This window comes from Lysinibacillus sp. IITD104 (assembly GCF_036698265.2).
Classification (GTDB): Bacteria; Bacillota; Bacilli; order Bacillales_A; family Planococcaceae; genus Lysinibacillus; species Lysinibacillus boronitolerans.
Map to the genome: position 1 here is coordinate 3,073,037 of NZ_JBAHYH020000001.1, position 12,599 is coordinate 3,085,635.

Here is a 12,599-nt window from a genome sequence, read left to right on the forward strand (position 1 = left end):
CTACTTATTTAGCCTGAGCCAAATCTGGTCTTAATTTTACTGCATCATTGAGATACAAATGCTTTACATCTTTTTGGGCTACCTCTACGTTTGCATGTATTAATACACGAATACATAATGGTAACGCTTCTGGCACATCCATTTCATGTGTACACATAACAGGGACATATTGCCAGCCATCCATCAAGCGTACTGCACGAGCAGGAAATGCTGAGGTAATATCTGGCGTTGTTGAAATGAGGATCGATGCGATATCATCAATTTCCACATTATTTGCAGCCACAACCTCACGCACTAATCTTGCTGTCTCATCCCATACAAGCTCTGGCTTGTCAGATTCAATTGTTATTGCTCCTCTAAGTCCACGAATCATACAAGCACCTCCGCTAATAACTGTCTATATTCAGCATCTATTTCTTGGCATTCTTCTAAATCAATAGCTTTGACAAAAGGCTTTCCAATTTTCTCCAAAAGAACAAATTGTAAAATGCCATATTCCGCTTTTTTATCTTTCATTAGGTAGCTAGATAATTGTTCAAATGAATAATCACTCACAGCCTTAAAAGGATAGCCGTTTTTTATCGCAAACTGTAAAAAGGATTGGGTGAACGTTCGATCAATTTCTCCATATCGTTCACTCAATAGAAGACAATAGACGAGTCCAATCATAACCGCCTCACCATGAGCCACTTTGCCATAACCCGCAGCTGCCTCAATTGCATGTCCATATGTATGGCCTAGGTTTAAAAACTTTCGAACGGATTGCTCTGTTTCGTCCTCAGCAACAATTTGTGCTTTCACTTCAATTCCTTTTTTTAGTTGCTTTGCTAGTTCATTTTGATTAAAATGGATCACCGAATCTCCTGTCATTAATTCCTCCAGCCAGTTCGGGTCAGAAATCATGGCATGCTTAATTAACTCTGCTGTTCCCGAACGTACCTCACGCTCTGATAAACTTTCTAAAAGAGCTGTATCATATATCACGCCTTCTGGTTGATAAAATGCGCCAATCATATTTTTTCCTAGTGGATGATTAATGGCAGTTTTTCCACCAACTGCGGAATCATGTGCTAGAATAGTCGTTGGAATTTGAATAAACGGAATCCCACGCATATAAGTTGCCGCAACAAAACCTGTTAAATCGCCAACTGCTCCTCCTCCAAAAGCAAAAATGAAGGATTTTCTGGAGCATTTTTGCTCTAATAAAAATGTTTGAGCAGCGTTGTATTGATCAAAGGTTTTGCACGCTTCTCCACCTGGCAAAATAAAGACCTCAAAGTGGTATGGGAAATTTGCTTTGAAGTACTCTCCCTGTGCTGCCCAAACATTGACATCAGTAAACACAAAGAGCTTATCCGCTTTTTGAAGTTTATCAGCAAATGCCTCCACAGCTTCAGTTAGAAATTGATGCCCAAGAACAACTTCATATTGATGCGATTTTGTTGCTACTGGTACACGCATAACTTAGAACCCCTTTGTATATTGACGATGCTCGTCAATTTGAGCTTGTAATTGTGGTAGTTGATCACTATGGAATTGCTCTAAAATTGCATTCGCTATTTCCCAGGCAATAACATGTTCTGCAACTACAGACGCTGCTGGTACTGCACAGCTATCAGAGCGCTCAACACTCGCTTTAAACGGCTCTTTTGTTTCAATATCTACACTTTGTAATGGTTTATATAAAGTAGGAATTGGCTTCATCACACCACGTACAACAATTGGCATACCTGTTGACATACCGCCTTCTAAGCCACCAAGTCGATTGGTTGCACGAGTATAACCTTCTTCTTCAGACCAGATGATTTCATCGTGTACTTCAGAACCTTTTCGACGTGCCATTTCAAAGCCAAGTCCAAACTCTACTCCTTTAAATGCATTAATAGATAGCATAGCAGCAGCAAGCTTTGCATCCAGCTTACGATCATAATGTACATAAGAACCTACACCTGCTGGCATGCCTTCTACAATGACTTCTACAACACCACCGATCGAATCGCCGGCCTTTTTCGCTTCATCAATTGCCTCAACCATTTTCGCAGAGGCGATTGGATCTACACAGTAGCAAGGATCCGCTTCGACAATTACACGAATTTCTTCTGTTGTTTTTCCTTCTATTAAAGAAGTATCGGCTTTAATTCCCACTATCTCTGTAACATGTGCAACAATGGAAATGCCTAGTTCATTAAGTAACGCCTTTGCCACAGACCCAACTGCTACTCGTACAGTTGTTTCACGCGCAGAGGAGCGCTCTAATACATTCCTTAAATCACGGTGACCATATTTCATGCCTCCAACTAAATCTGCATGACCTGGTCGAGGACGTGAGATTTGACGCTTGATATCTTCAGGGTTTATATCATCAGCTAATGGCTCTGCTCCCATAATTTTAGTCCAGTGCTTCCAGTCATCATTTGTGACAACGAGTGCAACAGGAGATCCAAGTGTCTGACCATGACGAACACCAGCTACAATCTCCACTGTATCTGTTTCGATTTGCATGCGGCGCCCACGTCCATGACCTCCTTGGCGACGTTTTAAATCGTGATTAATTTTTTCTGCTGTAATGGGTAAGAGTGACGGTAAACCCTCAATAATTGTCGTTAATTGAGGTCCGTGAGACTCACCTGCTGTTAAGTAACGCATAAACACTTTCTCCCTTCAACTCGCTAAAGTATGTATTTTTCACTATAACATATATTCTTTAAAAAAACAGTCCTTTTACGAATGTCTTTTAAGTAGTTACCATTTTCATAGATCTAAATGTGAATATTCTGAATGAAAGTTATAAAAAACACCTAGCTAAATTTTATAAAAAATACGCCTTTGCTTATGATAAGCGAAAAGCGTATGAATTATCTATGTTTAATGCTTGGTCAACTTTATGTACAATTGTGTTATTTGTACAAAGCTTTTCATCCATATTATTAATTATTTTTCCGATAGAAGAACGTGTCTTCTACATCAAATTCATAACGTGCTGGATTAAAAATTTGTTCTGTCGATCCAACAAATAAAACGCCATCCTTGCGCAGTGCTTTACTAAAATTATTATAAATTTGATCTTTCGCTTCTTCTGTAAAATAAATCATGACATTGCGACAAACAATTAAATCATAATTGCCGTCATAAGCGTCATTCAATAAATTATGTTTCTTAAAGGTTACACAACGCTTAATCTCATCCTTCACCCGATAGAAGGAGCCTTCTTGCTCAAAATACTTTGCTTTAATATCACTTGGCACCTCTGCTAAAGAGCGTTCAGGATAGACACCTAACTTCGCCTTTTGTATCACATTCTCATCTAAATCAGTGGCAATAATTTGAATTTGAGATAAAGGCACCAATTGAGATAAAACCATTACTAAAGAATAGGGCTCTTCTCCTGTCGAACAAGCAGCACTCCAAATTTTTAAACGCTTATTAGTTTGTAAAAGTTTCGGAAATATTTTCTTTTGTAATACTTCCCAGCGCTTTCCATTGCGATAAAATTCAGAAACATTGATCGTCATTCGATCTAAGAATTCATTCATTAAATCACGATCTTGTTCGAGTGCCTTTAGAAAGTCTACAAAATTACGATAGCCCTTTTTCTCATAAAGAGAGGTTAATCGTCTTTTCATTTGCGCTTCTTTATATAACGCTAAATCTATTCCTGTTTTGCGCTTAATACCTTCTATAAACTGTTCATAATCAGACATATGGTCATCTTCCCCTCTAGCGTCGTATTACCATTATAGCGGAAAAGCCCCAATCCTGAAATAGTCTTTCTCATGTATGCAAATCTACTTTCTTACGTTTTGTTTTTCCTCTAAAAGTAATACTTTCGACTGTTCTAATTCAAGTCTCATTTTTTCTGTTTCAATCGTATAAGTTTCTAACCTAAGCTTTTCTAATTCTACTTCTTTTTCAACAGCCTTCAGTTTTATTTTTTGTTGTCTCGTACGAGCGTCTGTAAAAATTCCAGCTAGAGAAATAATGACGCCCCCAATTATCGCTACAATGGCAATTGACAATCCGTTCACTTCCTTTCGTTATTTTGATTATACGGCAAAATGGAAAAAATAGTTTCATTTTTCAGGAATTTATTCCAATAAAAAATGAAGGTAGTTTTTCACCACCCTCATTCTATCCATTATCGTTAGACTTGTATGCGATACTCTTTTAAATCTTCTCGTAATTTAGCCTTCAAGAATTTACCTACAGACGTTTTTGGTACCTCGTCAATGAAGACAATATCATCAGGAACCCATGATTTATGGAATTGGTGCTGTAGACTCTCTAATAACTCTTCTTTTGTAATCGAACCCTTAAACTCTGGCTTTGCTACGACACAAGCTAATGGTCGCTCCAACCACTTTTCATGTGGAATGGCAATAACAGCTGCCTCAAAGACCTTTGGATGGGACATTAATGCATTTTCAAGCTCTACTGAAGAAATCCATTCGCCACCACTCTTAATTAAATCCTTTGTACGGTCGGTAATTTTTATATAGCCATCTGTTGTCATCACAGCAATATCGCCTGTATAGAGCCAGCCGTCTTTAAAGGCCTCTTCCGTTCGTTCATCCTGATAATACTCATTAGCAATCCATGGTCCTCTAATCGTAAGCTCTCCCATCGTTTTGCCATCCCAAGGCACTTCACCATTTTCATTGACAATCCTTGTATCAATAAGTGGCATCGTCATACCTTGTGTAATCCGAACATTCATTTTTTCATCAGCCGTATAGTCCTGCATATGTGTTAAATACGTGGATAGGCTTACAAGAGGTGAGGTTTCCGTCATACCGTAACCTGTCATGTACGGGATATTAAGTTCTTGCTCAAAGCCTCGGACAAGACCAATTGGTGAAGCAGAACCTCCACAAACAATTAATCGCATAGACGATAGGTCACGAGGATTTTGACGCTGCTCCTGTAGAACGCCCAGCCATATGGTCGGTACACCTGCTGTCAATGTAACTTTATATACATCAAATAATTCTAGCAATAGCTGTGGTGTAAACATAGGTCCCGGTAAGACCTGTGTAGAACCAAATGCTACACTGGCAAATGGTAATCCCCATGCATTCGCATGGAACATTGGCACAACAGGTAACACCACATCCGACTCACAAATTGCAATACTGTCAGCGAGACCAGCTGTTAAACTATGAAGTACAATACTGCGATGTGTATAGACTACTCCCTTTGGCATGCCCGTCGTTGCACTGGTATAGCACATGCCTGCAGGTGTATTTTCATCTAAATCTTCTGGGAATGTGAAATGTTCATCTGCCTCCGCAAGTAGCGATTCATAGGAAAGAGCATTTGGAATCGGTAAAGTTTCTACTGCAACAGCATCACCCATAATAATATAATGCTTTACCGTTTTCAGCTGAGAGACGATAGGTGCAATTAGTGGCACCAGATTATCATCTATTAATAATATTTCATCCTCGGCATGATTGATGACATAGGCAATATGCTCAGGGGATAATCGAATATTAATCATATGCAATACTGCTCCTGCACATGGTACAGCAAAATAAGCTTCCAAATGGCGATGGTGATTCCAAGCAAATGTGCCCACCTTCATTCCTCGATCCATCCCTAGTTTCGTCAAAGCATCGGCTAATCGGCGAGTCCGTTTGACATATTCTTTATACGTAAATTCGTGAATAGTAGTGGCACTTGTTCGAGAATAGATTTTCTTTGAGTGAAAAAATCGTTCTGCACGATTCAAAAAACTTGTTAATAATAAAGGTGTATCCATCATATGCATGATACCGCTTCCCTTCATCTACGATTTTAGAAACAATCAAAACAAAAACTATTTGAACTAGATTTTGCCGTTACCTCGGTTGCATGCGAATGGCACCATCTAGTCGAATGACCTCTCCATTTAACAAGCCATTGTGGATAATACTTTCAACCAAAAGAGCATATTCCGAAGGTTTACCAAGTCGTTTAGGGAATGGTGTCATTTGAGCAAGAGCTGTTCGTGCAGGCTCAGGTAACGAAGCAAACATTGGTGTTTCAATTAATCCTGGCGCTATGGTCATCACTCGGACACCGATTTCCGCAAGCTCTCTTGCAATTGGCAACGTCATGGCTGCTACGCCACCTTTTGACGCGCTATAAGCAGCTTGTCCGATTTGCCCATCAAATGCAGCCACAGACGCGGTATTAATAATGACGCCACGCTGTCCATCCTCATTTGGCTCATTATGTTGCATTTTTTCTGCCACTAGACGGATGACATTAAACGTGCCAACTAAATTAACAGCAATCACTTTTTCAAATAACGCAAGGGCGTGTATACCACGCTTCGAAATAACTTTACTCGCATCTGCAATGCCAGCACAGTTCACTGCAACATTGATCTTGCCAAAAGCTGCAATAGCCTGCTCAAGGCCAGTCGCCACCTCCTCTTCCTTTGTGACGTCTACTCGTGCATAAAGGACATTTTGACCTAATTCTTCCACTAGAGCTTGTCCACGCTCATCATTCAGATCAAAAATAATCGCTTTGCCACCCTGCCCTACCAATTTCCGAACGGTTGCCTCTCCTAACCCAGAGGCACCCCCTGTTATGACTGCCACCACTTCATGTTCTTTCATCAGACATATCCCCTTTTACATTTTTTCAATGATTGTGGCATTGGCCATTCCCATTCCCTCACAAATAGCCAACAAGCCGTAACGATAATTCTCTCGCTCCATGCGATATAGCATAGTCGTTAACAATTTCGTACCAGTTGCCCCTAATGGATGTCCCAGTGCAATTGCACCACCATCAGGATTGAGCTTTTCTGGGTCTCCTCCTATTTCATGCAGCCATACGAGCGGCACAGGTGCAAAGGCCTCATTTACCTCATATGTGTCAATATCCTCTATATTGAGACCTGACCGTTCTAATGCTTTTCTAGTAGCCTCGATTGGCCCTGTCAGCATTAATGTCGGATCAGAGCCCACGACCACTCTTGTTACAATTTTAGCGAGTGGTTGAATGCCCAGTTCTCTTGCTTTATCCAATGCCATCACGACTACAGCTGAGGCCCCATCACTCATTTGGCTCGCATTGCCCGCAGTAATCACACCATTCTCCTGAAAAACGGTTTTTAATCCATTTAAGATGTCAACGGTAGTTTCTGCTCGAGGACCCTCATCAACGGCAAATGTTGTCACTGTGCCATCCTCTTGTGGAACTTGAATAGGTAGTATTTCAGCTTGGAAATGACCCGCTTCAATCGCGGAAATTGCCCGTTGATGGCTTTGATAAGCATAGCTATTTAGCTGATCTTTCGATAAAGACCATTGGGAAGCAATTTTCTCTGCTGATAATCCTTGATGAATAATATCATAATTTTCCTGTAAGCGTTTACCAGCATGTGCGTGTTGCATGTTTGAGCCCATTTGTACTCTTGACATACTTTCTACGCCACCAGCAATGACAATGTCCATATCTCCCGCTAAAATGGCCTGTGCCGCGAAATGCACGGCTTGTTGGCTTGAACCACACTGACGATCGATGGTTACTCCTGGCACACTATCTGGAAAACCAGCCATTAATAAAGAGGTACGCGCAATATTTGCCCCTTGTTCAGCTGTTTGCGTCACACATCCCAAAATAACATCGTCTACTTGTTCCTTACCAATGCCTGCACGCTTTACAACCTCCTGTAATACATCCGCTGCTAAATCATCTGCTCGAACTTGACTTAACGCGCCCTTACTTCTACCTACAGCAGTTCTCACAGCTGCTACAATCACCACTTCTCTCATGTCCATAACCCCTTTTTCACGTCATCCTCATAGTTTATTGACGAGTCTACTAAACTATTCCTAACTTAATTATCAGAATATTACATTATTTATTGTACATGAGTAAGAAGTTTTTAACAATTCTATATTGGAGTGATTCCTCCCCTTTTTGCGCAATAAAAAAAGCAATCTCATAAATTGAGATTGCTTGATCTATTCGAAATTAAACTAACTCTTCACCGAAGAATAAGCCGATTTCGCGCTCTGCAGAAGCAAGAGAGTCAGAACCATGGATGATGTTGTGAGAAACAGTTGTTGCGTAGTCACCACGGATTGTACCTGGGTTAGATTCTTCAGGTTTTGTTGCACCCATCATTGTACGAGCAAGCTTGATTACGTTCTCGCCTTCCCATACCATAGCGAATACAGGACCAGAAGTGATGAAATCAACTAATTCACCGAAGAATGGACGCTCAGCATGCTCAGCATAGTGCTTTTCAGCTAATTCTTTAGGAATTACCATTAATTTAGCACCTTTCATTACAAAACCGCGACGTTCAAAACGATCAACGATGTCTCCTACTACTTGACGTTCAACGCCGTCAGGCTTAACCATTAAAAAAGTTTGTTCAATTGCCATGTTTAAAACACTCCTTAAATTCGTCTAACAGGTTTTACACCTACCGATAAATATTAACAAAAAATGAGCCTTTGTACAACAAAAAGCTAGAATTTGCGCTTACCCATGAACAATGCAACATCACGTAATTTTTTCTTAACGGGATGTTTTGGTAAAGCATCAATTTCCTGTAAGGCTTTTTTCAAATATTTATCACTCATACGATTAGCTTGCTCAATTGCATGAGATTTACGCACATATTGCAACATATTTTGACGTTCGGATTCTGTTAACGTGCCTGCAAAAACTTTAACTAAGTAAGGTTGCATCTCCGGATCATCTTTCAATAATAAAATCGGTAAAGTAATATTGCCCTGCAGTAAATCACTACCTGCTGGCTTCCCTAGTTCTTTATCGGTTGCCATAATATCTAAAACATCATCGATAATTTGGAAGCTCATGCCCACAAAGTAGCCGAAGCGCTTTAAATGCCGAACTGTTTTAGCATCAACCCCAGCTGCCACAGCCCCTAGCTCACAGCTTGAAGAAATAAGTAATGCTGTTTTGCGTTTGATTCTTCTAAAATAATCTTTTAAACCTTGATCTAATCTAAATTTATCTTCTATTTGAATGACTTCACCATTACAAATCTCCACCATCGTACGGGCTAAAATTTGATGAACAAGTGGGTCTTCTAACTTTGTTATATATTCTAGCGCACGTGCGAAAATAAAATCGCCTGTGTACATCGCTACCCTGTTATTCCACTGTGATTTGACAGTCGGGCGCCCTCTTCGCATATTGGAGTCGTCAATGACATCATCATGTACAAGCGATGCCATATGAATGAGTTCTAAAGGTACTGCTACATCCTTCATCTTCTCAATGTCATAATCACCAAATTTTGCGCCTAGTAACACAAAAATTGGTCGTATCCGTTTGCCACCAGCTTGTAATAAATGGAGAGAAGCATCGTTGATCAAATATGAAGACGAGTCCACCGCTTTTTCTAACTCTCGTTCAATGATATCGATATCTGATTTCAAATCGGAATAGAGTAGTTTTAACTTCATCTTTTCCACGTGTGAAAACCTTCCCCCATTAACGTACCTTTTTAAAGCCCATATGCATTGCCGCAGCCCCGCCACTGTATGCTTTGTACGTTACTTTTTCTAATCCTGCCTGCTGAAACAATGCCGCTAACTTCTTCATACCTGGGAAATCATTCGCAGATTCCTGAAGCCAAGAATACTCCTTATAGCTTTTCGCAAATATTTTACCAAATATCGGCATTATATATTTAAAATAAAAACGGAACAGTTGACGATAACCAGGAATTTCAGATTGAGATGTTTCTAAACATACAACCATACCACCTGGTTTAACAACACGATGCATTTCCTTCAATACTTGTAAATAATCAGGTACATTACGAAGACCGAAGCCAATCGTCACATAATCAAACGTATCATCTGGGAAAGGTAATTCCATCGCATTTCCATGAATTAGTTCAATTTGTGGGTATGGCTCTACCTTTTTCTCGCCAACTTTTAGCATGTTTTGACTAAAGTCAAGCCCTTTTACTTCTCCACTTTCACCAACAGCCTCTGCCAATGCGATCGTCCAGTCTGCCGTGCCACAGCATACATCAAGTGCTTTTGATCCAGGTTTGACTGCCATGTGCTTCATCGTATCGTTACGCCAGCCAACATGCATCTGGAAACTAATTACACCATTCATTTTATCGTAGTTTTCCGAAATACTTTCAAATACTTCGTGAACGTGTTCTTCTTTCGTTTTAGCCATTTTGAAAAACCTCTCTTATCTGTTAGTAGAAGCAATGGATGCCTCTACATGTGCATGTAAAGCTTGTTTGATATCACTTTGTAAAAAGGTTGCCTGATTAATAATCTGTGATAGCTCTGTTTTTAAATGCACAATTTTCCTTTGGATGACGCTATTAAAGGTTGCGCCATTACGTCTGACACTTTCTTCTAGTGCCTTACCCATTAAAGACATTTGACCACGTTGATAAGCTGTCCATTCTTTTTCTAAACGCAAGATTAATAAGCTTTTTTCTACAAGCGGTATATATTTACCGAAAGAATAAAGATCAAAAAATTGAGCAATTAACCCAGATTCTATCGTACTCATCGATGCATACCACTGTTCGATTGTTCGTTGTTCATTTTCATAAACTTTAATTTGTTGTTCACAACGTACCACAATACCTTGTGACAGGTTTCGAATCAATGCGACATTCCCTGACATCGCTAATATTTCATAATAACGACCACTATAAAAATCCCCAGCTAAAACGGTAAGCTGCTGTTCTTTTGATGTTGCGTCTAATTCTTTTATATGATCGTGAGCCGCTAATGCTGCGTACACTATGCCAACAGTAATTGCAGCCTCTTGTTGCTCTTGTTGCCACTCTTCACCATTCAAAAACGGGATTAACAAATAAAACAATTGATTTTCATCTAGCACAGGTACACCTGTGTATTTTTGCAAAGTTCTATGACGAACATCCATGAAAATCTCTGTTTTTAACTGTGCAATTGAATTTTGAATGTATGTTGCATTCATAGACCTTACTCCATTTCACTTTCAGATACGTTAGCCCTATACAAGGCTGAACGCTTGCTTACTGAGTCATTATAGCATACGCAACGATGCGGAATAAAAAAAATTTGCTTTCTTCATAGGACAGGCAGTAAAGCTTTCCCATAATTAAATGTAGGAATGCTAACTGCCCATAAACCTTATACTCAGTTTTTCACATCTAGTGTTTTTATATGTGCTTGTTGTACGCTAAACAAAATTAAAACTATCGTCAGAAACAAATTTTCTTATTTTTTCGCTTCGCTATTGATCACGCCATGTGCTGTATGAATTTGCGCTTTACCGCGTATTTTCATGGCAGACGTGTGTTCTGTAAATTGTGCAATCATTACTTCGCCGGCATCTAATTTCTCTGAATGATGGAATTTCGTATCTGTTCCACGTGTTAATCCAATGACATGTACACCATCTTCTTCTGCTTGTATAACAATATAATCTTGTGACATCTTTGTACACTCCTTAAATCCGACAAATTCTTAGTTCATCATAACATAATTAGACACGCAATTTAAGACATTTGAATAAATGACAGCACTTCTCTACGTTTCACTTCATCTTCCTCATAAATACCGCGTGCAACAGAGGTCACCGTTTTGGAACCAGGTTTTTTCAATCCACGCATTGTCATACACATATGCTCAGCCTCGATCACAACATAAACACCCTTTGGCGCAAGCATCTCCATAATCGTGTCCGCTACTGAAGAGGTAATACGCTCTTGTAGTTGTGGTCTGCGGGCAATCGTCTCCACTGCACGTCCTAATTTACTCAGCCCAGCAACAACACCGTCATTTGGTATGTATGCAACATGTGCTTTGCCATAGAAAGGAACTAGATGATGCTCACACATCGAATAAAATGGAATATCTTTGACAAGCACTAATTCTTCATGATCCTCATGAAACACCGTTTTAAAATAATCCTTAGCATCCTCATGTAAGCCGCTGAACATTTCAGCATACATTTTTGCTACACGCTTCGGCGTATCCAATAAACCTTCACGATTTACATCTTCACCTACTGCTTCTAAAATCATTTTTACCGCTTCTTCTATTTTCAATAAATCAATATTCGACATTCAAAAAACCCTCCTGCGTATCAAAACATTACACATTTCCCTATGCATCGTAGCACATCCAAAAGGTAAGCGCAAAATGACTTACCTGATTCATCAGAAATTCGCTTCTAGATTAGCAAATCACTGTATATTATTATGTAAAATTTAAATTTGAAGTTAAAAAGAGCAGCCTTCATGTTCGTTAACATGAAGGCTGCTCTATGTAACTACTAGACGTGTATTATTTTACCGCGTCTTTAAGCGCTTTACCTGGTTTGAAAGCAGGCACCTTGCTAGCAGCGATTTCGATTTCTTTACCAGTTTGTGGGTTACGACCTTTACGAGCCGCACGTTCACGTACTTCAAAGTTACCAAAACCAATTAATTGTACTTTGTCACCCTTTGCAAGAGCATCTTGAATTGTATCAAATACAGCTTCAACTGCTTTAGAAGCGTCTTTTTTAGAAAGACCTGCAGCTTCAGCAACAGAGTTTACTAATTCTGTTTTATTCACACCATTCACCTCCTCTCAAAGGGTCATGAACCAATT

General features: G+C 39.6%; 15 protein-coding genes. All 15 read right to left on the reverse strand.

Annotated elements, in window-relative coordinates; genetic code table 11:
• Positions 1–4: 4 nt before the first annotated feature.
• The 15 genes from aroH to V1L66_RS15780 all read right to left on the reverse strand — a co-directional run bounded on the left by aroH (position 5) and on the right by V1L66_RS15780 (position 12,563).
• Positions 5–373: a chorismate mutase gene (gene aroH / locus V1L66_RS15710; protein WP_016994408.1), complete on the reverse strand. Its 369-nt coding sequence runs from the start codon at positions 371–373 to the stop codon at positions 5–7.
• The gene (gene aroB, locus V1L66_RS15715; protein ID WP_016994409.1) at positions 370–1,461 is read right to left on the reverse strand and encodes a 3-dehydroquinate synthase; all 1,092 of its coding nucleotides are present in this window, start codon (positions 1,459–1,461) and stop codon (positions 370–372) included. Before aroB ends, aroH begins: the two co-directional genes overlap by 4 nt.
• 3 nt (positions 1,462–1,464) lie before the next feature.
• A complete protein-coding gene (gene aroC / locus V1L66_RS15720; protein WP_016994410.1) occupies positions 1,465–2,646 on the reverse strand; it encodes a chorismate synthase in 1,182 nt (393 codons plus the stop codon).
• 281 nt (positions 2,647–2,927) lie between these two features.
• The gene (locus V1L66_RS15725; protein ID WP_333005928.1) at positions 2,928–3,701 is read right to left on the reverse strand and encodes a protein-glutamate O-methyltransferase CheR; all 774 of its coding nucleotides are present in this window, start codon (positions 3,699–3,701) and stop codon (positions 2,928–2,930) included.
• A gap of 84 nt (positions 3,702–3,785) precedes the next feature.
• Positions 3,786–4,016, reverse strand: a complete 231-nt coding sequence (locus tag V1L66_RS15730; protein WP_048389827.1) for a hypothetical protein — start codon at positions 4,014–4,016, stop codon at positions 3,786–3,788.
• Positions 4,017–4,141: 125 nt separating this feature from the next.
• Positions 4,142–5,767 (reverse strand): long-chain fatty acid--CoA ligase, encoded by a 1,626-nt coding sequence (locus tag V1L66_RS15735; protein ID WP_048389825.1) that lies wholly within the window; start codon positions 5,765–5,767, stop codon positions 4,142–4,144.
• A gap of 70 nt (positions 5,768–5,837) precedes the next feature.
• A complete protein-coding gene (locus V1L66_RS15740) occupies positions 5,838–6,605 on the reverse strand; it encodes a 3-hydroxyacyl-CoA dehydrogenase (RefSeq protein ID WP_333005927.1) in 768 nt (255 codons plus the stop codon).
• 15 nt (positions 6,606–6,620) lie between these two features.
• Entirely contained in the window at positions 6,621–7,769 is a 1,149-nt protein-coding gene (locus V1L66_RS15745) for a thiolase family protein (protein WP_258859207.1), read from the reverse strand.
• Between the two features lie 202 nt (positions 7,770–7,971).
• Positions 7,972–8,388 (reverse strand): nucleoside-diphosphate kinase, encoded by a 417-nt coding sequence (gene ndk, locus V1L66_RS15750; protein WP_258859206.1) that lies wholly within the window; start codon positions 8,386–8,388, stop codon positions 7,972–7,974.
• Between the two features lie 86 nt (positions 8,389–8,474).
• A complete protein-coding gene (hepT, locus tag V1L66_RS15755) occupies positions 8,475–9,449 on the reverse strand; it encodes a heptaprenyl diphosphate synthase component II (protein ID WP_016994416.1) in 975 nt (324 codons plus the stop codon).
• A gap of 19 nt (positions 9,450–9,468) precedes the next feature.
• The gene (locus V1L66_RS15760; RefSeq protein WP_036079853.1) at positions 9,469–10,173 is read right to left on the reverse strand and encodes a demethylmenaquinone methyltransferase; all 705 of its coding nucleotides are present in this window, start codon (positions 10,171–10,173) and stop codon (positions 9,469–9,471) included.
• A 15-nt stretch (positions 10,174–10,188) separates the two neighbouring features.
• Positions 10,189–10,956: a heptaprenyl diphosphate synthase component 1 gene (locus V1L66_RS15765; protein ID WP_258859205.1), complete on the reverse strand. Its 768-nt coding sequence runs from the start codon at positions 10,954–10,956 to the stop codon at positions 10,189–10,191.
• A gap of 263 nt (positions 10,957–11,219) precedes the next feature.
• Positions 11,220–11,438 carry a trp RNA-binding attenuation protein MtrB gene (gene mtrB, locus V1L66_RS15770; protein ID WP_004232621.1) on the reverse strand — a complete coding sequence of 73 codons (219 nt, stop codon included), beginning with the start codon at positions 11,436–11,438 and terminating at the stop codon, positions 11,220–11,222.
• A 62-nt stretch (positions 11,439–11,500) separates the two neighbouring features.
• Positions 11,501–12,070, reverse strand: a complete 570-nt coding sequence (gene folE / locus V1L66_RS15775; RefSeq protein ID WP_205442354.1) for a GTP cyclohydrolase I FolE — start codon at positions 12,068–12,070, stop codon at positions 11,501–11,503.
• A 220-nt stretch (positions 12,071–12,290) separates the two neighbouring features.
• Positions 12,291–12,563: an HU family DNA-binding protein gene (locus V1L66_RS15780; RefSeq protein WP_004232618.1), complete on the reverse strand. Its 273-nt coding sequence runs from the start codon at positions 12,561–12,563 to the stop codon at positions 12,291–12,293.
• Positions 12,564–12,599 lie beyond the last annotated feature (36 nt).